This is a genomic window from Enterobacter cloacae complex sp. P1B (assembly GCF_014982345.1).
Taxonomy (GTDB): Bacteria; Pseudomonadota; Gammaproteobacteria; order Enterobacterales; family Enterobacteriaceae; genus Enterobacter; species Enterobacter bugandensis.
Map to the genome: position 1 here is coordinate 65,180 of NZ_JADCLF010000019.1, position 21,908 is coordinate 87,087.

The 21,908-nt window shown below is 46.5% G+C and carries 19 protein-coding genes; 10 read left to right on the forward strand and 9 right to left on the reverse strand.

The genetic code is table 11. The features are described from left to right. Both INF77_RS22280 and INF77_RS22285 read left to right on the forward strand, forming a co-directional pair. Positions 1-285 (forward strand): hypothetical protein (locus INF77_RS22280; protein WP_193543105.1); only part of this gene is annotated, 285 nt, incomplete at its 5' end. 55 nt (positions 286-340) lie between these two features. Continuing rightward, positions 341-7,597 (forward strand): SNF2-related protein, encoded by a 7,257-nt coding sequence (locus tag INF77_RS22285; RefSeq protein WP_193532949.1) that lies wholly within the window; start codon positions 341-343, stop codon positions 7,595-7,597. A gap of 125 nt (positions 7,598-7,722) precedes the next feature. Here the strand turns inward: INF77_RS22285 and glnS are convergent, their stop codons facing one another. The 6 genes from glnS to INF77_RS22315 form a co-directional block, all read right to left on the reverse strand. Continuing rightward, complete coding sequence (gene glnS / locus INF77_RS22290) at positions 7,723-9,390, reverse strand: glutamine--tRNA ligase (RefSeq protein ID WP_193532950.1); 1,668 nt, start codon at positions 9,388-9,390, stop codon at positions 7,723-7,725. A 309-nt stretch (positions 9,391-9,699) separates the two neighbouring features. After that, the gene (locus INF77_RS22295) at positions 9,700-10,656 is read right to left on the reverse strand and encodes a hypothetical protein (protein WP_193532951.1); all 957 of its coding nucleotides are present in this window, start codon (positions 10,654-10,656) and stop codon (positions 9,700-9,702) included. Further along, positions 10,653-10,847, reverse strand: coding sequence for an Hha/YmoA family nucleoid-associated regulatory protein (locus INF77_RS22300; RefSeq protein WP_193532958.1), 195 nt, complete (start codon positions 10,845-10,847; stop codon positions 10,653-10,655). The genes INF77_RS22295 and INF77_RS22300 overlap by 4 nt, the downstream gene beginning before the upstream one ends. An 82-nt stretch (positions 10,848-10,929) precedes the next feature. After that, complete coding sequence (locus INF77_RS22305) at positions 10,930-11,319, reverse strand: hypothetical protein (RefSeq protein ID WP_193532952.1); 390 nt, start codon at positions 11,317-11,319, stop codon at positions 10,930-10,932. Further along, entirely contained in the window at positions 11,319-11,924 is a 606-nt protein-coding gene (locus INF77_RS22310) for a hypothetical protein (RefSeq protein ID WP_193532953.1), read from the reverse strand. Before INF77_RS22310 ends, INF77_RS22305 begins: the two co-directional genes overlap by 1 nt. Continuing rightward, complete coding sequence (locus INF77_RS22315) at positions 11,912-12,181, reverse strand: hypothetical protein (RefSeq protein WP_193532954.1); 270 nt, start codon at positions 12,179-12,181, stop codon at positions 11,912-11,914. The genes INF77_RS22310 and INF77_RS22315 overlap by 13 nt, the downstream gene beginning before the upstream one ends. A 287-nt stretch (positions 12,182-12,468) precedes the next feature. Here INF77_RS22315 and INF77_RS22320 point away from each other — a divergent pair, with 287 nt between their 5' ends. Further along, entirely contained in the window at positions 12,469-13,602 is a 1,134-nt protein-coding gene (locus INF77_RS22320; protein ID WP_193532955.1) for a DUF3800 domain-containing protein, read from the forward strand. Between the two features lie 62 nt (positions 13,603-13,664). Here the strand turns inward: INF77_RS22320 and INF77_RS23375 are convergent, their stop codons facing one another. The 3 genes from INF77_RS23375 to mobC all read right to left on the reverse strand — a co-directional run bounded on the left by INF77_RS23375 (position 13,665) and on the right by mobC (position 17,496). Next, complete coding sequence (locus INF77_RS23375; protein WP_227414024.1) at positions 13,665-14,471, reverse strand: hypothetical protein; 807 nt, start codon at positions 14,469-14,471, stop codon at positions 13,665-13,667. Between the two features lie 107 nt (positions 14,472-14,578). Further along, complete coding sequence (locus INF77_RS22330) at positions 14,579-17,137, reverse strand: LPD7 domain-containing protein (RefSeq protein ID WP_193543106.1); 2,559 nt, start codon at positions 17,135-17,137, stop codon at positions 14,579-14,581. A 2-nt stretch (positions 17,138-17,139) separates the two neighbouring features. Beyond that, entirely contained in the window at positions 17,140-17,496 is a 357-nt protein-coding gene (mobC, locus tag INF77_RS22335; RefSeq protein WP_045336870.1) for a plasmid mobilization relaxosome protein MobC, read from the reverse strand. Positions 17,497-17,933: 437 nt separating this feature from the next. Here mobC and INF77_RS22340 point away from each other — a divergent pair, with 437 nt between their 5' ends. The 7 genes from INF77_RS22340 (at position 17,934) to INF77_RS22370 (ending at position 21,817) form a co-directional block, all read left to right on the forward strand. Further along, positions 17,934-18,371 (forward strand): hypothetical protein, encoded by a 438-nt coding sequence (locus INF77_RS22340; protein WP_193532986.1) that lies wholly within the window; start codon positions 17,934-17,936, stop codon positions 18,369-18,371. Further along, the gene (locus INF77_RS22345; RefSeq protein ID WP_063425364.1) at positions 18,368-19,114 is read left to right on the forward strand and encodes a hypothetical protein; all 747 of its coding nucleotides are present in this window, start codon (positions 18,368-18,370) and stop codon (positions 19,112-19,114) included. Before INF77_RS22340 ends, INF77_RS22345 begins: the two co-directional genes overlap by 4 nt. Before the next feature lie 24 nt (positions 19,115-19,138). After that, on the forward strand, positions 19,139-19,798 hold the full coding sequence (locus INF77_RS22350; protein ID WP_063425366.1) for a hypothetical protein: 660 nt from the start codon (positions 19,139-19,141) through the stop codon (positions 19,796-19,798). Positions 19,799-19,802: 4 nt separating this feature from the next. Then, positions 19,803-20,291: a lytic transglycosylase domain-containing protein gene (locus tag INF77_RS22355; protein ID WP_193532987.1), complete on the forward strand. Its 489-nt coding sequence runs from the start codon at positions 19,803-19,805 to the stop codon at positions 20,289-20,291. Between the two features lie 71 nt (positions 20,292-20,362). Then, positions 20,363-20,683 (forward strand): helix-turn-helix transcriptional regulator, encoded by a 321-nt coding sequence (locus tag INF77_RS22360; RefSeq protein WP_193532988.1) that lies wholly within the window; start codon positions 20,363-20,365, stop codon positions 20,681-20,683. Between the two features lie 39 nt (positions 20,684-20,722). Beyond that, positions 20,723-21,208, forward strand: a complete 486-nt coding sequence (locus INF77_RS22365) for a hypothetical protein (protein WP_193532989.1) — start codon at positions 20,723-20,725, stop codon at positions 21,206-21,208. 18 nt (positions 21,209-21,226) lie between these two features. Then, on the forward strand, positions 21,227-21,817 hold the full coding sequence (locus INF77_RS22370; protein ID WP_193532990.1) for a hypothetical protein: 591 nt from the start codon (positions 21,227-21,229) through the stop codon (positions 21,815-21,817). Positions 21,818-21,908 lie beyond the last annotated feature (91 nt).

Genomic DNA, 21,908 nt, shown 5'->3' on the forward strand with positions numbered 1-21,908 from the left:
GACAACGGCGGCACGCAGCAGACTGGCGACGGCGGGGCGCAAAAAACTGACGCTATCCCTACCTCTTCGCAAGAGAACTCAGGAGGTCAGGAACTCGGAAAAGATGCAAAGCGTAAAGTTACGTTTTACGTCAAAATTGATGATGACGTTTTCGAGCTAATTGATAAGCCGAGCATTGTAGAAAATGGTGAAGTCCACGTTTTCTGCCGGGAACGCGAAGGAATGCCAGAGATGCAGGTACCAATCAGTGACTGCACCCTGCATCATGCTTCATTGACTAAATAACTACTAACCCTCATCATTCCAGTTAATACGTACCAACTGGAATAAAGAGGGTTATATGACCAAAAAAGTTGAGGAGCCAACAAATGATAATCGGGAACGAAAGTCACACAACCACAGCAGCAAGAATTCTCTCTCCGGAGACCATCAAACAACTTCAGAGAGATCGCTCCTTGAAGAGCCAGGGCTGGAAAATTCTGGCTCGTTGGGCGGTGAACCAGCCAGCGGAACTGCAAATGCTGGAAGCGAAAGGTTTCCTGATTCTTTACTCGACACTGATCAACCAACAGGACCAGGAGATCAACGCTCTGACAGAGAACCCGAATCAGGGGATGAGCGAACAGGAGCAGCTGGAGCTTCAGGGAGTCAATACCAACCTGATAATTTCAGATTAAGCAGCGTTCAAGATATTGGCGCCGGCGGTGCCAGGACAAAGTACAGGGATAATATTGCGGCGCTTGAACTTCTGCACAAACTGGAAGCAGAAAAGCGCCAGGCAACGCCGACCGAACAAAGCATTTTGGCCCGTTATGTAGGCTGGGGTGGCATTCCTCAGGCCTTCGACGAAACGAACACGGACTGGGAGAGTGAATACAACAGGTTATTAGAGCTTCTTCCTTCCGCCGATTATGAAGCGGCACGCGCTTCAACACTCAATGCCCACTACACCGCTCCTGAGGTTATTGATGGCATTTATGATGCCCTTGGTCGTCTTGGCGTAGGCGATGGTGTTCGCATTCTCGAACCTGCAGCGGGGATAGGCCACTTTGCTGGTAAGCTCCCGTTCAAAGCCGATATGACTCTGAACGAAATCGATTCAATATCATCGAGAATATCTCGTCAACTTTATCCTAAATTTACCACGATTAAGCAAGGATTTGAGGATTTCCGATCCCCTGAAGGTTATTTTGATATTGCTGTTGGCAACCCGCCTTTTGGTGATTTCAGGGTTAACGATTCACGAAACCCTGCAATAAGCCGCTTTTCAATTCACAACTTTTTCATGGCCAAGAGCCTGGATTCTCTCCGGGAGGGCGGTATTTCGGCAATGGTGGTAAGCCGATTCTTTATGGACTCAAAGAAAAGTGACCATCGGGAATACCTTGCCGACCGTGCTCATTTCCTTGGGGCCATTCGCTTACCAAATAACGCATTCCGCCAGAATGCGCTTACGGAGGTCACAACCGATATTGTCTTCCTGCAGAAGGCCAGGCCCGGCGAAGAACCAGACCGTAGTTGGGTGAATACTGGGTTCATGCGTTGCCCCAAAACCGGTGAGTCATTCGAAGTCAACGCCTGGTATGTGAACCACCCCGAGCAGATTATCGGCAATATGCAGCTCGAATCGAATGCATTTGGACACGCACCTCAATGCGTAGCTGAGTCGGGACTTGATCTCAGAGCCGAGATCAACAACCGTTTTTCAGTCCTGCCGCGCAACTGTTTTACATCAAAAACAACCGTTGCGAACGATGAAGTTGCTGACGCTCACCCGGAGGTGGACTTTACGGATACTGGTATCAAAGTTGATAGCTTCTTTGTTACCCCTGACGATAAGATCGGTATTCGAAAACCCGACATGCTGGGCAAGGGTGACTACGAATATTATGCCCCTCGCTCCATAGCAGAAAACGATCGCATTCGTAGCGCGATTAAAGTTCGCGATACCCTCATGAGACTTATTCAACTCGAAACTCAGGAGGCATCGTCCCAGTCAGAAATGGACGCAGTACGCCGTGAACTGAATAAGCTATATGACCGGCACGTTAAGAATTATGATTTCATTTCAAGTCGTTCGAATAAGGGAGTCCTCAAAACTGACCCCGCATATCCCTTACTTCAGTCGCTAGAAGTAGAATACGATAAGGGCGTCACCAAAGTGATGGCTGATAAAGAAGGAACTGTCCCTCGTAAGCCTTCTGCCAGAAAAGCAGCCATATTCACTAAACGCGTTAACAAGCCAAACACACTTGAGCGTTCGGCCGAAACGGTAAAAGACGCGCTTGTAATCTGCCTGAACGAAAGTGGCCGCGTTGATATCGATCGTATCTCAGACCTTGCCTCAGTCGAGCCTGAGGTCGCTCTGAGGAATTTATCTGGGTTGGTTTACAGAAATCCATTAACCCTTGAATACGAGACTGCAGAGACATTCCTTTCCGGTAACGTTAAGCTCAAACTGGAAAGAACCAGGGGGATTATCGAAGGTATCCCCGCGTTAACAGAACAGACTCGTGACGCGTTCCTGCGTCAGAGATTCAAGCCAGAGGCAGCTGAAAAATTTCTCTCGGTTGACACAGACCTTTTACTCAGCGAGCTGCAGGTAAGTGCTGAAGCTCTCCAGTCCAGCTTACCTGCTGATATTGATGCCATCGACATATCTGTTCAACTGGTCAGCACCTGGCTACCGCAAAAGGATATTCAGGCATTTATCGTTGGCCACCTTGGGATCGCCGATAAAGAGTGCAGCGCTCTTTATGTCCCTCCAGCTGGCAAATGGATAACGAAATTCAAAGGGGGCAATAAAGATCTGCTCGAAAATACTTGGGGCACCCAAAGAATGGATGCCCTTGAGATTCTTGACCGACTATTTAACAACACCCCGGTGCAAGTCAAAGACGTTGCTGGTTTCAATGACGACGGCTCTCCTATTTACAAGGTGAATCAGGAAGAAACTCTTGCTGCTCAAGGAAAGGCCGAGCAAATTGCAAACGAGTTCACTGACTGGATATGGACCGACCCGGAACGAAGAGAGAGGCTGGCAAGGCGATATAACGACAGGTTCAACACCCATGTACCAGGAACCTACGATGGCTCCCATCTTACTCTTCCTCAGGCAAGTGGAGATATAAAGCTTCGTGGTACCCAAAAAAATGCAATCTGGCGCGGCATCCAGGAGGGATGTGGCCTGGGAGATCATGTCGTTGGTGCCGGTAAAACCTTAACTGCTATAGCGACAATCATGGAACAACGGCGTATGGGTTTGGTCAACAAACCTCTCGTTATCGTTCCGAACCATTTACTGGGCCAGTGGAAAGACGAGTTCTATAAGCTGTACCCGGGCGCCAACGTTCTCGTTGCAGAGCAGTCCGATTTTGAAAAGGACAACCGTAAACGGCTTTTCGCGACGATAGCCACCGGTGATTTCGATGCTATTATTCTCGGTCACTCTTCCTTTAAGTTTTTATCTCTGTCCCCGGAAGATGAAGCTGCATTCCTTAAAGAGCAGGTTGATGATATCAGCCAGTCGCTAAGGAACTTCAAACAATCGCTTGGTTCAAGGGATCCGTCTGTCAAACAGATGGAAAAGCAGAAAAAGCGGCTTGAAGAGAAAATCAAAAAAATCTCTGACACCGGCAAGAAGGACGATCTACTTACCTTCGATCAGCTGGGTGTTGATGCGCTGTTTGTCGATGAAGCCGATGAATTTAAAAATCTGGCCATCGTAACCTCACAGACGCGTATTGCAGGCCTGGGTAACCTGCAGGGCTCTGAAAAAGCCATGGACCTGTTCCTCAAGTGTCGCTGGATCCAGAAGAAACGCGATGGAAAAGGTGTGTATTTTTACACCGGCACCCCTATCAGCAATTCCCTTGCTGAGCTTTATACCCTGCAACGCTACATGCAGTACGATGAACTTAAGAGCAAGAATATCGCAGCGTTTGACAGCTGGTCCTCCACATTCGGACAGGTAGTAACAGGCTGGGAGCTGGATGCAACAGGCGTGAATTATCGCCTCAATGCCCGATTTGCCAAGTTCACGAACGTTCCTGAATTAATGCGCATGTACCGCTCATTCGCAGATGTAGTAACCCATGCTGATTTAGCCAATCAGGCGCTGGCAGACGGTACTGGACGTCTGGTACCGAAGTTAAAGGGTGGGAAACCCACATCAGTGATAGTCCCGCGCTCACGTCTCCAGACTCAGTTTATGGGGGAAATGGAGACCGTTATTGATGCCACTACCGGACGTCCCGCGCTGGACAACCTTGGCCGTGAAATCAAAGACTGGAATCCGGGCTCGATTATTTACCGCATGGAGAACATGCCTAAAGATCCGCGTATCGATAACGCCCTGAAGGTTACTCATGATGCCAGAATCGCAGCACTCGACTTCCGCCTGGTAGACCCGCACGCCCCGGACGACGAGGGCAGTAAGGTAAACGAAGCTGTCCGTCGTATTCACAAAATATGGGAGGAGAATACTTACCGTAAAGGAACCCAGCTGGTTTTCTGCGATCTGTCTACGCCGAAAGGTAAGTTCACCGCAAGGCCAAACAATGATGCCGAAACAGAAGTGGCCGCACCGGAAGACAGCTTCTCGATGGATGAAATTCTGGGCGAGAGTATCGATCCGGATAAATTCTCTGTTTATGCCGATATGCGTCAAAAGCTTATCGATCTCGGCATTCCCGCCAATGAAATTAAATTTATTCACGATGCGACTAACGACCAGAAGCGGCAGGAGTTATTCCGTTCGGTTAACAACGGCGACGTGCGTATTCTCATTGGCTCAACATCCAAAATGGGGGCAGGGACCAACGTACAACGTCGTTTAGTTGCCTTACATGACCTGGATTGCCCGTGGCGCCCGAGAGATTTAGAGCAACGCCATGGCCGCGGTATTCGTCAGGGAAACATGTTCTTTGAGCAGGATAAAGAGAACTTTGAGCTCGAGATATGCTGCTACGCAACAGAACGAACCTACGACGCCAGAATGTGGCAAACGATCGAGGTTAAAGCGCGCGGCATTGAACAATTCCGCAACGGTTCACTGACTGACCGCATTATTGAGGATATTGCCGGCGACGCGGCTAATGCAGCTGAAATGAAAGCCAGCGCTACCGGTAATCAGCTCATCTTCCTGCAGGTGAAAATTGACGCTGACAAACGAAAACAAGAGACAATGTACCGGAACTGGCAGCGTAGCCGTCATTCACTTGAAGCCAGTGTTACTCGTCTTCCTCAGCAGATAAGTGAGCTGGAAGCTTTACTGGAGCCAATCCGCAATGACCTTCAGTACATTGAACACCATAAAGGGGTATCGGGGCTTGATACAGGCGTTACAAAGTTCCACTGGCGAAAAGCAGACGACGTAAAGCTTCCTGAAAACGCAGTTGAGCTTCTGGAAACCTACCTGAAAGATAAAATGCGTAAATCGGTCGACAACATGGCGCTTGATGTTCGTGACCCGGTTTACGTAGGCGTTTATCGCGGCCTGAAGTTGAGCGTCAGAGCCGGTTCAAACGCAAAGGGTCTTTATACGCACTTCGTTATTGAGCGCGCTGATGGCCAAAAACTCAGCATCGACGGGATGGAGATTCGCTACAGTGCCGGCGACTCGTTCAGTCCTACCGGACTCTTTGTACGACTCGATAATCTTCTGAGCGACTCAGTGAATTCGGAATCCAGGTGTGTCGCGAATATCGAGCGTCTCAAAAAGGATCTGGATGTCGCTAAGGAGGCTATCAGTGGTGACTATCCGCAGAAAGCCTATCTGGATGCGCTTCGCCAGGACTCCATAGAGGTAATGGCGGAACTCAAACGTATGCAGGATGATGAAGACTATATTTCGACCTGGCAACCGTCCAGCACAGCTTTTGAGAGTAAACCAGTCGCGGCCGCAACGACCAAAGAGCCCGCTGAAGGTGAGTTAATCGAACTGGATTTCCAACCTCCTGAAGAGACCGACGATCACACCAATACCGAAAATAATCCTGACAGCACACCAGAGTCTCAACCGACAGGTGTCGAAACCGTCAATCTTGAGGTGGATTTAATAACGGCTGCACCTGACGCCCCGGTAGTAATGTCATCTGACACCACCGGGACCGCTGACTCTGAAACTGCAAATACCCTGGCGGCAGCCGAAACATTAAACCCTGAAAAAGAAAGCCAGGACACGTATCTGACTATTCCGTTTAAATATGGGTCAGTCATTTACAATACAGACCTGAACCGCCTGCAGGTTAAATTCAGTAACCGCCCTGAAAAAGGAAGTGATGAATACAGGGTAATGAAGCTTCTGAGTGAGCAGGGGCGTTTTTCTTTCGCCCCATCTCAGGACCGACGATGGGTACGCCGTCTTACTGATAAATCAGCGATTGCAGCTGCCGGGATACTTCAGGTAGAACTACCTTTGCCATCTGTTGTTTGTCTGGCCGCTACAGAAAGCGTTCCGCCGACGCCAGATACTTCCGCTAAGCTGCAAACAGATATGTTCACCGAAGTACAGTCAACCGACTCCCAGAGAAAACTGACTGACGACGAAATTGCAGCGATGGAAATTACTGCGAATGAACTCTTTTCAAGACAGCAGGAAGGTAACTGTTCGGATCTGCATTTGTTTGACTCAGTCCGGCAACTGGCAGAAGCAGGGAGCATGGAAGGGAAATATTTGCTGTCATTCTGCTATTTCGACGGTATCGGTGTTCAAGCAGATCCGACAACTGCAATTGACCTGTTGCACGCAGCTGCTGAAGGTGGCCATGATGAGGCCCGCTATAAAGTCGGGGAGCTTTTTGAAACCGGCATGTATGGCCATACTGTGGACTTAAAACAGGCCGCCCACTTTTACTCTCTCTCGGATCCTGATTTTAGTAGCCCGGCACGCGAACGTGTTAATCGGCTTTTGTCTGAACAGAAGTTATCTGTGATGAGCGGATTTAGTGAAATTCTGGCAGAAAACGAGAAGCAATCTGGTTCAGAAGAGAGGTTCTTCAGCAGAATGAACCTTCTATACGAGAAGGTGGCGGATGCTCAGGTCCTTAAAGAAAACGTGGCAAATGAACTGGAACATATGAAAGAAAATGCGCCAGTGTTCACAATAGCTGGCCAGGTTTACGATCCGGTTAATTCTTCTATTTCAGATTTACATGCCATGAACAGCCATATCATGAGCACAATACGTGACGCTGTAACAATGCGAAAGGAACAAGGAAGGCCAATTGAACAAATTGCCGGCAGTTACCAGGGGATGCAAATTAGCGTGAGATCAGTCGAGAATGAAATGCGCTTTACGCTCACGGGTATACGTAACTGGTCTCCGGAGGAACTGGTCTATCGCAAAGGTGAGCGAGAGAAGTTTGTGTTACCTGAATTTATAGAACAAATTCAAAAATTCACACTCTCTCTTAAAGATGAACTCCACAGATGTGAAGAAACTCTTGCCGACCTTAATGAAAAGTGTCGGTCTGAAAAAGAGAAATTCGAGACCCTTAGACAAAGGGAGCTTGAATCAAAGAAGCAAGAACTGGCGACTCCGCCACAAACGGAAATGAATGGCATCCCAAAGGGAATTCGTAACAGATTACACTGATCATGATCAGGGACGGTACATCTGCTTTTGAAAGAACACGATGTGCCGTTTGCTAATCAGTGAACGTAGCTTAAAAAAAACGCCGCATTATGCGGCGTTTGTCTTTCATAGACCCTGCAACGTTATTATTCGCCGATCTTCGTCCAGGTATCACGCAGACCCACGGTACGGTTAAATACCGGTTTTTCTGCCGTGCTGTAACGGCTGTCCAGGCAGAAGTAACCTTCACGTTCGAACTGGAACGCTTTGCCCGCTTCAGCAGCTTTCAGGGACGGCTCAGCGTAGCCCTGTTTAATCACCAGAGATTCCGGGTTGATGGTCGCCAGGAAGTCTTCCGCCGCACCCGGGTTAGGCACGCTGAACAGGCGATCGTACAGGCGAATCTCAACCGGCAGCGCGTGGTGTGCACTCACCCAGTGAATAACGCCTTTCACCTTGCGACCGTCTGCCGGGTCTTTGCTCAGAGTCTCGGCGTCGTAAGAACAGAAGATGGTGGTGATGTTCCCTTCCGCATCTTTGTCCACGCGCTCGGCTTTGATGACGTAAGCATTACGCAGACGCACTTCTTTACCCAGCACCAGACGCTTGTACTGCTTGTTGGCTTCTTCGCGGAAGTCAGCGCGGTCAATCCAGATCTCGCCGCTGAACGGCACGTCACGGCTTCCCATTTCCGGTTTGTTCGGATGGTTAGGCATGGAGACCAGCTCGCTTTCACCCTGCGGATAGTTCTCGATAACCAGTTTCACCGGATCGATAACGGCCATCACGCGCGGGGCGTTTTCGTTCAAGTCTTCGCGAATGCAGGATTCCAGAGAAGCGATTTCAATGGTGTTGTCCTGTTTGGTGACGCCGATACGCTTGCAGAACTCGCGAATAGAGGCAGCGGTGTAGCCGCGGCGGCGCAGACCCGAGATGGTCGGCATACGCGGATCATCCCAGCCCTCAACGTGCTTGTCGGTGACCAGCAGGTTCAGCTTACGCTTGGACATCACGGTGTATTCCAGATTCAGACGAGAGAACTCGTACTGCCGCGGATGCACAGGAATGGTGATGTTATCCAGTACCCAGTCGTACAGACGACGGTTGTCCTGGAACTCCAGCGTACACAAGGAGTGCGTAATGCCTTCCAGCGCATCGCTGATGCAGTGGGTGAAGTCGTACATCGGGTAGATGCACCACTTGTTGCCGGTCTGGTGGTGCTCTGCGAACTTGATGCGGTACAGCACCGGATCGCGCATCACGATGAACGGCGATGCCATGTCGATTTTGGCACGCAGACAGGCTTTGCCTTCTTCGAAGCCACCGGCACGCATTTTTTCAAACAGCGCCAGATTCTCTTCCACGCTGCGATCGCGGAACGGGCTGTTTTTACCCGGCGCGGTCAGCGTACCGCGGTATTCGCGGATCTTGTCGGCAGAGAGTTCGTCAACGTAGGCCAGACCTTTGTTGATCAGCTCAACCGCGTAAGCGTACAGCTGATCAAAATAGTCAGAGGAGTAGCAGATATCACCAGACCAGTTGAAGCCCAGCCATTGGACATCATTCTTAATGGACTCAACGTATTCGATGTCTTCTTTTACTGGGTTGGTGTCATCAAAACGCAGGTTGCACTGTCCCCGGTAGTCCTGGGCAATGCCAAAGTTCAGGCAGATAGATTTTGCATGCCCGATGTGCAGGTAGCCGTTCGGCTCCGGCGGGAAACGGGTATGAATTGTGGTGTGCTTACCACTGGCCAGATCTTCATCGATGATCTGACGGATAAAGTTGCTCGGGCGGGCTTCTGCCTCACTCATCACGGATTCCTTAAAGCATAAACAACGTATAACGACGTATGATCTTATAAGCCGGACGCAGTGACAACTACTAAAATGCCAATGCGAAGAAAAGATGGGATTTGCTACATCCTGCAACTGCAAACTGACGTAAATCCTTGCAAGACCCATTATAGGGGAAAATTAACACGCACCAAATAAAACATTAGATATCAATAACTTAAGTGCGCTTAACACGCATTATGTTAAACGCAGAAAATGCTGGAAGACAGTCGATCTTCCAGAAATCGTAAGTCTACGCACACAACCGAATCACTGGAATGCAACCTATCAGCTTCTGGTGACGCCATGCTCGCGTAACAGGAGCTCAGCTATTTTATCATGCTCAACAGAGGGATGATTTACGACAATACCTTCTTCAGGTTTCATAACCTGAATAAAGAACTTCAATTTTATTGAGGTCCGATCAAACTGTTCTCCGAGCGCTGAATACAGCACCTCAAATAAAGCAAACGGCCAGTCTGTAAGCGTATATACATATTTATCTTTTACTTCCTGATTAACGCCACCGTAATGTACTTTACCGTCTAAAACAAAAAGACTCCAAGAGGCTCCCAACACCGGAAGAGTATTACTGGAGTCAGGGTTCCGACCAATACCTGATATCATCGGGACCGATGAAAAATGTCTCTGTGAAAGCTGATGCGTGAATTCATTTCGTTTTGTATATAAATAATCCTTTTGAAGTTTTAGTACCCTAGCCTCATTATTAATTGGGATACCACAAAAACTTATATTTTTTCCTTGATTTTCAGGTTTCCTTGCATCCGGATCTTCTTTTGCAACTTGTACTGTAGACAACAAATGGTTTCTGGCGCTTTCGGGAAGCTGATCAATTCCGGAATTAAAGGCAACGGTTGCTCCGTGATGCCTGTTATAGTATTCAACCAGCCCTAAAGCATGAGCAACACAATCATTGTTTTCGGAGTCAAGCCCTTCAGCTGCAACTCTTCTTTCCTCAACAAGTAGAGGATCGTTACTTGTTAGCCATTTCATTAACGTTACATGCGGTTGCGACTGCCCTAAAAGGTCAAAACAAGTCAGGAGGAGGTAAACTACGAGAGCTTCTCTTTCGTGCCGCATATGAAAGAAAGGGTCATCAGAATTACTGTCAGGTTTGCTGAAGTTATAGCCCTCAAGGCCAGGTAATGAGTCAGCTTCCTCTAATAACTGCTGTGCAAGAATAAGTCTTGCCTTAATTAAGTTCGACTTCTCTTCAGGAATCATCGCACATATCTCCATGCATCTTTAGGGACTTTATCGAAATATCGGTTTAGAGCCAACTCTGCCTTTCTGTGATCGGCAGCGGCCTGGACAATCTGAAATTCATTGTCAGATAACTTAGTTTCCATATGTTCAATAACCCGTTCCAGATTATCGGCATCACTAATTTGTCGAAACTGTCTTACATAATCCATTTTTGTTTTCAAAGTCGTACCTGGTGTAATTAATATAACAAATAGTTAATAAATAATTATTGTGTGCTGTCAGACAAATAATTTAGCCGGTGAATCCCAGCACTATCCTTACCGCCCCGTATAACTCGTGTAGTTTTTTAACCTCAGAGCAAAACTCATCAACTACTGGCCCTGAATCATCGCACCCTACAGGTGTTGGACGCGCAGCTGCAAGTATCTCATCAGAAAGTAGCCAGGAATACGAATGTTCTCCCAAGCTATCATCCCAACCATATTCGTCATCCCAGCAAAGCTCCATGTCCTCTGGAAGACCTCTGAGTGGGGCGATAGCTGTTACTGTTCCATCATTACGTTCTTTCAGCCCCAACCATGAATAAAGCAGATAACTTCTGTCGTTAGAAAAACAGTCAGTTACCGGGACCCATTTAGTAGAAACCTGCTTTTGAAATTGGTAGTTCAGTTCAACACCCATCAGGAATTCCTCGATAAGCTTTCATTCACTTGTACGCGAACATAGATCCCGGCATCGTGGCATGTATTTAGCCACTGTGCTACCTGCAAAGGGTCACCTTCCAACCGTGTCACTAAACCAGAAGCATTCCAAAGCTGTAGGCAAGTGGAACCATCGATACGAATCACAAAAGCCGCTGAACACGCAATGTGCCTGATGCCATCCAGAACCACTGGGTGATCTTCCGTTATGGTCTGAACGTTATTCATCTTACGGTCCGGCCTCAGGGGAAGTACACTAATCTCCGTTGCACGCTGCTCTGCCAGGAGGCGCGCCTGTTCATTAGCGAGAAGCGGGGCGGCAAGCGAACGGCCGGCGTCCGTCAGCTCGACGGCCAGCTGCATGTTCGGGGCACGCAGTGTGCGCAGCCAGCCCGCGGCTTCCATGCGGCGGCAGGAGGCGCGGAGGTTCGGCCCGTACACCGGGACGTCCCCGCCCTGCTCCAGCACCCGCTCAATATCCCGCGTGGCCACCGGCCCCGGACGTTTCGCATCAAGGGCGGCCAGCACAATCAGCACCCGCCGCTGCAGCGGCGACGGCCTGCGGGAGGTTGTTACTGCTGCCATGAACGCTGTTCTGCTGTTGGTGCGCGCAGTAGCATTTCGGTGAGGCGCAGATGGTCCCTGTCGGCGACTTCTTCCGGGGCACGGCCCGCCATCGTCAGGTGGTACCAGAGTTCGATCGCGCTGCGTGCTCTGGTAATCTCCGCATCGGCATCATTGCAGTCCGCACGGTTTGCCCGTTCAAGACACGCGTTAATGAAATCTTCCGTGTCGCCGAGCATAGTTTCATAACTTAGGTGAAAGAATACTTTCTCATCCATCCTGCACGCTCCGTCTGGTTATGTGATTTAAGAAGGTAAATCATACTTCGAATGATTTTATACCAAGTGTGTAAATATCATATCGGATATGATTTTATGATTAATGATAAATATCATACTTGGTATGATTTTGTGCATTTAGTTTAATTGTCATATCTGTTACGGGTTTCTCGTCGCGCAGATCCGAAAAGATGCTTAAACGGATCTCTTGCACCCACCGACAGGAAAGTCTTACAGTCGCGTAAACAATATTTTTCGCTTGCGCCTGCTTGATAAAGGAACCCTGCATGCATTTTTATGTAGATGAAACCGGTCATACCGGTCCTAATCTTTTTGACCGCACACAGCCCGTACTTTCCTACGGCGTGATTTCCTCTCCGGATGACTTGGACAAGGTTACCGAAGCAGATCTTGCTGCCTTGCGCAAGAAACTTGGAGTACAGCGCCTGCACGCCGCAGAACTGGGCATGCACCGCCTAGATGAGGTGGTTGATACGCTTCTTGTCCTCCAGAAGAAGCACCGGATACGGTTTGATGTCTGGCAGGTAGTTAAACGGGATCACGCTATTATTTCGTTCTTTGACCAAGTGTTTGATCAGGGACTCAATCCGGTGGTGCCCTGGTCTGCTTACTGGACCCCCTTGCGTTACCCGCTGCTGCTGAATCTGGCAAACTTGTTTGATGATGAACTAGCTGAAAAAGCGTGGCGTGCTCGTCTCGAAGCCCATGATGAACGTGCCTCAACCCTGTTCAGAGATGTCTGCAGGGCGTTACTTGCACGCGTGCATACTCTGGGCGATCCCCGTTCGGTAGAGCTGATTTCCGATGCGTTGTCCTGGGCGATGGTTCACTTTGACGAGCTGGGATATAACTGCAAAACCGGTAAGGAAAAGCTGCAGATCATGCCCAACATGATCGGGTTTCAGTCAGTGTTGCACGGTATATGTTCACGCCTGGGGTCATCGAAGAAAAAAGCTGACATCATTGTTGACCAGCAGTCGCAGTTTAACACCACCCAGCGGGAGCTGAGCCAGTTCTATTATCAGATCCGCGAGCAACCCTGGGTACTCGGACCCGGTTTACCGGTTATGGATATGAAGAACATGCCAGCCAAACCGCTGGTCTTCCAGTCGGGTACGAAAAGTGCTGGGCTGGAGCTGGTTGATATTTATCTCTGGATCTTCAAACGCTTTATGGAAGGGAAGGAGCTGACCAGACCACTTTTACGCCTGGTTTACACGAATCAGAATACCGCCCGCACGGACAGTATTTCCCTGCAGTCGGTCGCTAAACGATTTAAAGAATTCTTTGAGAAACTTCCGGAACCAACGGCAGAAATGATGAAAAAGGCGAATGAATACCGGGTTCAGGAAGAGGCGGAGCGATTGGCACATCGGGTGAAAATCCTGCCGCCATCCTGATTTAGCAGGTTGTGTACGTCCGGAAGTGGAAGCGGACACGACGGAATGATGCGTCACGGCCGTTAATCTTCAGACTGTATTTCCCGGATACTCTTTAAATCAAGACGGTTTGCACTCCAGACGCCGCTTCCTACCGCGGCGCCTGTCTTCTTTCTGAAGCGCAGACCGCATTCACTGACCCACCAGGTACTGGTTTCCCGTAGCCTGACCTCGCGGGGCTGGTAGCATTCTGTAATGATCCCCACGTGCGTCATTGTCTTCCGTTTTTTCTTTTCAGTGACCTCAGTGGCGGTATCTGACGAATCGACCACCGCTCCGGCGCGGTACTGAGGCAAGATATCCGTAGATACCAGCTGAGGCATCCGGCTGTGTTTCCCATCCTGTTCTGACGCAGCAAGCAAGTTGTCCGCAGTGGCTCTAAGCCAGCCATACAGTATATGGCCTTCGTGTGGAATGACATCCAGGGTCACTTTACGCGTGGTGATTGAGCCTTTAAGATGGCGAACCTTCCGCAGCAAGGAGCTTATCTGCCCGCAAGACTCTATCGGCTCTGCCACAACCCAATCTTTATACTCTTCAAACTGATCGAGGGTCAGGTCGATGTATTCACCGTCTAGTGCGACGATGACGTGACCGTGGATATCAGCATCCTCATTCCACTGCATGGCGATGACATAAGGGAACAGAGTTTTGTCATGGTCTTTGAGATACTTCACGAGAGCCTGACTCGCCAGTTCACAGCAACCGAACGGAAATGCCCCCAACTCCTTATGCCAGGCAAAGGGCACCGGTTCACTGGCTCGCTCACCCGCAGCCAGCTCCAGTGCACGGCGGAAGGCCTGGATTCGCAGTTCAATTTCAGGTGTCATAATGCCTGTTCTCCTCACAAATATCTGATCGCGTCTTCGACTGCTGCGCGATATATGGCTGTCGATTCAAAGTGTCTCTCAGGTCTGGCGGTGTGGTAAAGTCAAAATTAATTGGATTTAGGCGACATTTTATCCATATGAATGCCGCTTTCGTGTTTTTCACTCATAGATATAAATTTATTATTCAGATCTTCTCTTTCAAAGCTGACATGAATATTCTTCTCTTTAGCAACCCTGAGAACATTTTCGATAAATGTTTCATCTCCGTTTAGTGTCAAAGGCCGATATCCATTTTTTTCAAGGGCCAGCCTGATAGCGAGTTCAATAGCTTCATCATTTTGTTTCTGCACAACTGACACCCACTCGCGGGAATCAATAACTGCTTCTTTGTTATTAATTAGATAAGAGACAGAACCATTGTTCTTGACTGCATAAGTTACTTTATCCAGCAATACCGTGATGGAGTCAGCCTGTGACTCGAAGTAATTGCTATCAGGTTTTGGTGTCTGCCGTTTCGATGCTTTCCGTAGCTCCTTGAGGGCATGGCGATCGCCTTCATCAGCAAGAATTCGGAGATATTCCAGAAAGCGATTGTAAGTTGAAAGGGACTCTTTCAAAAGAGCACGTTCTTCTTTCTGTTGTTCCTGCAAAACCTGCCTGGCCCTGAGCTTCTGGAGACGAAGAGCCGCAACATTGCTCTTTTTCTCATTCAAGGTCAGGGTGTTATCCTTCCAAACCTCAGACGATTTTTGTCGGAAAGATTTATTTAGCACGGTTCGCTGCCGGGCATGATTTTCTTTGAGTTCTTTCCAGCCAGCGCCATAAGGATTTTGCTCTCTGTCCCACTCTTTAAACTGATGCCAGTAGCTACGCGATGGAGCAATGAAGTCATTGGTAACTTCTTTGCGGATCTGACGGGCATATTCAAGTTTTAAGTATTCACCTGCCTCCTGCCAGTTGAGGTTAAGTTCTTTTGTCAGGAAGTCGTTTACGCTGTAAGAGCGGGAACCGCAACGTATGCGGTCCTCCCCATTTCTGGACTTTGTCACTGAGTACTTAGCTGTATCGAGCCCGTGGGAATGCTGCAGACTTTTAAGCAACTGGTGGCCATTCATCCTTGACCGAATCAACTGCCAATCCGCTTCTCCAATTGCGGCTTTCTCAATGAGCCTTTCAGCAACGTCAGACCTTACAGATTCAAGATAGTTATCACTACTGCGGTTTATGTCATTAAACGTGTATCGAACTTCTGCTTCGTGTTGTGCGTGCCAGTCACCGGTGATTACTCTCCGCCCTCCTCTTCCTGCATCAGCTCGGTCAATTGGGTATCGCACAGAATCGGAAATTCCGGACTCCCCACCATCCATGACCACAGATTGGTTACTTTGCAAAAGCAACCTGGTTTGTTTGTAGAGGGAAGAATCCAGTTGCCCGAACTGCAGTTGGCGCACGCTATACTGGGAAAGTTTTTGTGTTTCTTGATTGTTGAGTCGAAATAGCCCTGTTCCATCATTGCATAAAATGCTGGATTTCTGACTACCTTTTTTTCTTCTGACATTATATTTCTCCTTCATTTTTTCAATAAGTATATTTTGAATATTAATGTCCCGTGCACCAGAAAAAACGGGAATTTGATTCTTTTGAGTTTTATTCACAGATAACAGATTACAAATTACATCCTGTTTTTCATTATCGGGTAATTTTTTATACTTCTTAAACTCCTTAGAGTTTGGGTGAAAGTGTTTTATTTCATGGCTACGACGATTTAACCATTCAGTTAATAGTCTCTCATCGCGTTCAAAATCCTGCTGTTTCTTCTCATCATCGCGACGGCCGGAGCTTGATGTAATGAAACTTAATTTTTCATCATATGGTAAATCAATAAAGTCTTTGGTGAATACATAGTCCTTAAGATTAACGCCTTTAACATGCCCTTCTGGAGTAACATTGAGATACTGTTTTTCACCTGGATTTCTGACTTTTACTTTACCAAGCGCATCAAGTTTGGAAATAAACTTTGCGTAATCAAGATCTTTATCGGAAAGTACTTCAGTCAACAAACTTTCTTTGAAATTCCTAACATCCGATTTAAAAAAATCACCTTTATACTTTGATATAAAATCACTTATATCCGTAACATTAAATCTACGATTATCTCTTGGGCTTTCGAACCCATAGCGATAGTTGATAGACTCCTGAATGGCTTCAACATACTTCTCATTATGAGGATAATAACCTAATGGATTGAGATACGATCCGTCAACAAGATTCACCTTAGGTATTATAACGTGAATATGTGGTTTCCTGTCTTCCATTTCGCCCGTTTTTTCGTTCAGGACTCTTTTAATTTTTGGTATATGCGCCTCGGCATAGAATGCATACTCGTCCTCATTATATGCATTCATAAGGCTATTTTTAAAATCCTCAACTACTGTTTTAAGTACTTCCTCTGATATATAATCTTCTTTGAAAGGAAGTGCTATATGCAGATAACGGTCATCACCGGTATCAGGCATAGCGTTAACAATCGCATCCGTTATATCAAGATCACCGGAAAGTATCAGGCGCTTATCAAGATCATCACGGTGCAAATGATTCCCATTCTTTTGCCCTGTGCGAAGGTAGTTAGCGAAACCACTATTATATCCGCGAACACGAACAAGCATTCTTATTTCCTTTGTGACTTTGCGGTCTCTAAAAGAGCAGACACTTTTGATAGGACTGTTTCGACCAGGGCATCTGAAATCAACCCAGCCTGGTTAGCGATATTTAAGGCATGTGCAATCTGGTTGCAGTTATTGGCAATATTGCTCAGTAACCGAAGACTTTCCCGCATATCACCTGTAACAGGAGCTGGAACAATGATCTCAGTCCGATCTGTCATAACGCATTCACGGAAGAAATCCGATTTAGATAACCCACTTTTCGCAAGGCGGAGTTCATACTCATTCTTGGTCGCAAGGGTTACCCTGAATGCAACTCTTTCTGTTAGTTTTTCGCTTTCAGTCTTGGTTGGCCTTGCCATCTCTCTACCCTAAATTAACGTGAGTTAATGGTGTTGATTTCAGGAGCGTCAGCTCCGGGTTTCAAAGGGGCACCCTTTGGCGCGGGTCATGTGAGAAAAAACGTAGTTTTTGTCGAACATGACGAACGTGCCTGTGTTTTAAGGTCTGACGGCCCTTAAGGCACTGTCTTACAGGTGCTAACGCACTTAAAGCGCTTTGCTCCGCATTCTTCGCGCATTCCTCGCACTCCCTCAGCGCATGGTTGCGCATTAACGCGCAGCGTTAGTGCAGGCTACCGCAGAACCTTGCATTGCCTTGCAGGAGAACGCTGTTACTCGCATTACCTTGCATCTGACATGCAGCACAAACGCAGCATAAAAATATTCTTGCAAGATTGATTTTTTATCGATTATCGCATAGCATTCAAAAAAATTACAACCAATGCGTATTAAGTGGAATGCAAAAAGTAAGCAGCAGCAATGTAAATTCTGTTTCAGGGGAACAGATAAACAACGAAGAAAAGCTTGCTGAATACATGCAAGCCAATCAACCGAAAGGGCACAGGTTTTCAAAACTGGATCCTGTTAAACCATACATTTTGTTATTACATAGAGATGGTTACTCTCACGATCAGATTGCTGCATTCATGAAGATCATTGGCATAACCGCTCATAGCACCACTGTTGGAAGGTACATCCGTAAGTTCAGTTCCGATGAGATAGCTAAAAGCGAGAGTGAGGTCGCAAAACCTAAACTTGCTGGAAAAACTTTACATCCCCAGCAACCAACATCCTCACAGCCCAAAGCGCCAGCTAGTCTGGATGAACTTTCTCGACCGACAGAAAAAACAGCGAAGTACGCCCCCTATCAAAGCAACGCAGGAAATAATGAATGAAAACTTCAGGTAAAAAACAAATACATTTTATCATTCAGGGAAAAGGTGGATGCGGTAAATCGCTTCTGGCTTTGATTTTAGGTATGTATTTCAAAATCAGTAAGAAGAAGAAATGCGCGTTTTATGACATCGACCAGGTTAATACCACCTTTACTCAGTACGAGAAACTAGATGTTAAACACCTTCGAATCACTGAGGCTGATAATATCAATGAGATAAATCCACGCATGCTTGATGATGTCGTACAAAAAATTATTGATACAGATGCCGAGGTGGTTGTTGTTGATACGGGTTCAAATACTTTCCTGAACCTTCTAAACTATCTTGTACAGAATCAGATATTTGATATTTTTTATGGTATGGATTTCTCTGTTTATATTCACACAGTCATTGTTGGGTCCGGTGATTACAACGACACACTTAACGGTGCTAAAGCTATCATTGAAAACCTGAGCATCCCAGTTATCATCTGGGTAAACGAATACTTTGGACCGGCCATTGAAAAGTTGAAAAACTCTGAACTCAATAGTGATTCCTACGAGCATAAACAGAGCATACTTGCATATATGCTTCTTACTAAACCAAATGAGAAATTACTGGGTCAGGATTTGGTTCTTATGATAACCAACAGACTTACCTTACAGGAGGTTGAATCCAGTGAGATTTTTAGCTTTGTCTCTCGCATTAGGATTAAAAAGCACTTTGCAGACGTATTTGCAAAACTTGATTCCATTAAATTTTAATGCGGAAGAAACATGGAGTAAAAAATGAGTAGCGTGTTTGATAATTTTGACCTGTTTTGTGAAGAAATTTACAAAGAGTTTAAAATAGATGTTCGGGGTGGAGAGTCTGAATACAAAATCCTCGGCTATATGGTTTATACCGCTGTAAAAAAAGCCTATGAGGAAAACACAACACGTATGGAAGAAACTGAGAAGAAAATTAATAGCTTTCTTCTTCAGTTTGATGAGCTGGGTACCGGGGTCAGAAAAGCACTCATTTCATCTGTTCAACTCATAGCTGATGCCCTGGATAAGAAGTACGAAAGCATTGGTCATTTGAAGGATGAGGTCCAGGCAGACGTTCTGAAACAAGCTCAGCATGAGCTTGAAAACATGGCTGGCCGAATTCTGAAAAATGAGCTGAGTAAAAACGGTCTGACTCTCAACCAACAGCTTAATTCTACGATAAAAGCACTTTCAGGAGCTTCTGACGAGGCGATCAACAATGCAGAGATGGTTGGCCAGAGAGTTAAGAAATCGCTATCTGGTACATTGTTCCGCCTGTTCCTCCTTCCCCTGGCCGGCACATTAACAGCCATTCTTTTGATACTGATACTCCAGAGTGTGGGAGTGCTGTCGTTACCTGTTCAGGTTCATATTGATGCTGGAGCACTGGCTGCTCAGCTCAAGACGGTTATGAGGTAGCGGCATGAAAGCATTTGCCCTTTGTCTTTTCATCTTTTTACTCGTGCCGGCAGCAGGTCAGGCTTATTGCTTTAAGGAAGCCGGGGAAGCTATGAAAGTAGACCCTCTCCTGCTTCTCGCGTTTGCGATCCAGGAAAGCCACCTGAACAGTAACGCTATCGGAGTTAACAAACCTGACACCAAAGGCTCGATTACCTATGACTACGGGTTGATGCAGATTAACAGCCGAAACGTTGACTCTATCTTCAGACACTTTGGGATAGATAAGAACGTTTTACTGCGCAACCCATGCATCAACGTCTATGCAGGAGCGTACATTCTCCGTCGAAACTTTAATCAGTACGGAGTGAACTGGTTCTCTGTGGGTGCTTACAATGCCGGTGTTAAACAGACACCAGAACAGGAAAGAAAACGGCAGAAGTATGCAAAACAAGTACGTGCCATCTACATGAAGCTGCAGGAGATGGACCGCGTAAGAAAAATCGATCTCTAGCTCAAAGAGTTGTAATCAAAACATGCAGATTTTGCAGATTTTGTTAGTGATACTTTCAATCAGGAACGAAGATGACTGGATTTGAATTACGCCTTTGGCGCCGTGGATTTGACTGGAGTCAGGAGCGCGCAGCAGAAGAACTGGGGATTTCAGTACGAAGCTACATTACTTATGAATCCCATCAACCTCCCAGGATAATTGCTCTCGCTGCTCTGGCCCTAGAAAAGAAAGTAAACGGAAGTTCAGACACAGATTTCCTGAAATGGCGACAGGAGCATAAACTGACACAAACAAACGCGGCTAAGATGCTCGGTGTATCTCTACGTTGCTACATCGATTACGAAAAGATTAAGGCACCATATTTTGCCAGCCTAGCTATCCATGCTTTGTAAATTAGCTAATGGCAAGCTTAGCCTAAAAAAGGAGAACCTATGTACATCATTGATGCCATGATCACATGCTTAATTTTCTACCCTATCGCTCTATTTTATACTATTTATAAACGAAGGGCATTAGAGATAACTTTCTTTTTGGTGATGTTAGTGTTTGGTGCAGGAATATCACATCTTGCATTCAGAGAATACAATTCTACAGCGAGCGTTATTGATTGCATATTTTTAGGGTATTCTATTAGCTGGATCCCTTTCGCAATTATGTATGGTGTTGCGAAGTTATCTTTTGAAGATAGTGAGTTGGTGGTAGAAAAGAATTCAACCGCAGAACCGGCCATTATTATTAATGGCACTAAGCTTAACGATGCACAAGCAATGACTCTTCGTTGTGCCTGCTCCCACTTTGGCTCAGACCTGCTGGAGAATGGTCTTGGTAATGATGAAACGGGGAAGGCAATGACCTTTAACTATCTGGCCAGATTGCGCGAAATAGATCAGTTATTACATTTACAATGTGAATCTTAAACAATTTTGGGGTGATATATGACGAGTAAGGACGTTCTAAAAGTGCTGGCTAACGAAGAAATCAACCTGGAGGAACTTGAATCTGAGTCAGTAGCGCATGGGATCGTCAATCTTAACAGTAAATTAATACTGAAAGTTGATGAAAAGAAATCTTACCAAAGCGCTGATCTTGTTAAACATATAATTGAATATGATTCATCAATTAAGTGGTCCGTCGAATCAATTTTAAATGGAGTTGATAAAGCTGAAAACAACGGTTATGCATCAGCCGAACTGTCCGAGTTAAAGGAAGTGACGGAACAATATTTAAAAAGGGTAGAAAACATACAGGACCGTGTAAACCTCAAATGTTATGACCTGGCAGAAAAGACGCTTATTGAGCATGGCATTAAGCTAGATGTAGAGAGTGATTTCGAAGTTGACGGTTATCGGTTTAAAGCAACTCCAGCCTCAAATAAAATAAATTTTATTGTGTCAGATTTGTTCTCTCCAGGTGATATTGCTAATATAAATATGCCTCTAGTAGCGGTAACTGTCACCGGTGATAAAAAAATCAGAAAAACTCAGATACCAACCAGATTAATCATAAATCTCTGGCTGAATCATTAAGTTTGGCCGTAATAAATGAATAAATGAGATATTGAATCTGAATCTGCTAATTACATCCAGATACACAGCCCGGAGATTTACTATTATGAAC

Excerpts from the sequence above, each read along its gene's own strand:
- INF77_RS22340 (WP_193532986.1), top strand. The coding sequence starts at position 17,934 with ATGCAAAAAGTAAGCAGCAGCAATGTAAATTCTGTTTCAGGGGAACAG.
- INF77_RS23375 (WP_227414024.1), bottom strand. The coding sequence starts at position 14,471 with ATGACACCTGAAATTGAACTGCGAATCCAGGCCTTCCGCCGTGCACTG.
- INF77_RS22285 (WP_193532949.1), top strand. The coding sequence starts at position 341 with ATGACCAAAAAAGTTGAGGAGCCAACAAATGATAATCGGGAACGAAAG.
- INF77_RS22300 (WP_193532958.1), bottom strand. The coding sequence starts at position 10,847 with ATGGATTATGTAAGACAGTTTCGACAAATTAGTGATGCCGATAATCTG.
- INF77_RS22355 (WP_193532987.1), top strand. The coding sequence starts at position 19,803 with ATGAAAGCATTTGCCCTTTGTCTTTTCATCTTTTTACTCGTGCCGGCA.
- glnS (WP_193532950.1), bottom strand. The coding sequence starts at position 9,390 with ATGAGTGAGGCAGAAGCCCGCCCGAGCAACTTTATCCGTCAGATCATC.
- INF77_RS22310 (WP_193532953.1), bottom strand. The coding sequence starts at position 11,924 with ATGGCAGCAGTAACAACCTCCCGCAGGCCGTCGCCGCTGCAGCGGCGG.
- INF77_RS22360 (WP_193532988.1), top strand. The coding sequence starts at position 20,363 with ATGACTGGATTTGAATTACGCCTTTGGCGCCGTGGATTTGACTGGAGT.
- mobC (WP_045336870.1), bottom strand. The coding sequence starts at position 17,496 with ATGGCAAGGCCAACCAAGACTGAAAGCGAAAAACTAACAGAAAGAGTT.
- INF77_RS22305 (WP_193532952.1), bottom strand. The coding sequence starts at position 11,319 with ATGGGTGTTGAACTGAACTACCAATTTCAAAAGCAGGTTTCTACTAAA.
- INF77_RS22350 (WP_063425366.1), top strand. The coding sequence starts at position 19,139 with ATGAGTAGCGTGTTTGATAATTTTGACCTGTTTTGTGAAGAAATTTAC.
- INF77_RS22345 (WP_063425364.1), top strand. The coding sequence starts at position 18,368 with ATGAAAACTTCAGGTAAAAAACAAATACATTTTATCATTCAGGGAAAA.
- INF77_RS22365 (WP_193532989.1), top strand. The coding sequence starts at position 20,723 with ATGTACATCATTGATGCCATGATCACATGCTTAATTTTCTACCCTATC.
- INF77_RS22330 (WP_193543106.1), bottom strand. The coding sequence starts at position 17,137 with ATGCTTGTTCGTGTTCGCGGATATAATAGTGGTTTCGCTAACTACCTT.
- INF77_RS22320 (WP_193532955.1), top strand. The coding sequence starts at position 12,469 with ATGCATTTTTATGTAGATGAAACCGGTCATACCGGTCCTAATCTTTTT.
- INF77_RS22370 (WP_193532990.1), top strand. The coding sequence starts at position 21,227 with ATGACGAGTAAGGACGTTCTAAAAGTGCTGGCTAACGAAGAAATCAAC.
- INF77_RS22295 (WP_193532951.1), bottom strand. The coding sequence starts at position 10,656 with ATGATTCCTGAAGAGAAGTCGAACTTAATTAAGGCAAGACTTATTCTT.
- INF77_RS22315 (WP_193532954.1), bottom strand. The coding sequence starts at position 12,181 with ATGGATGAGAAAGTATTCTTTCACCTAAGTTATGAAACTATGCTCGGC.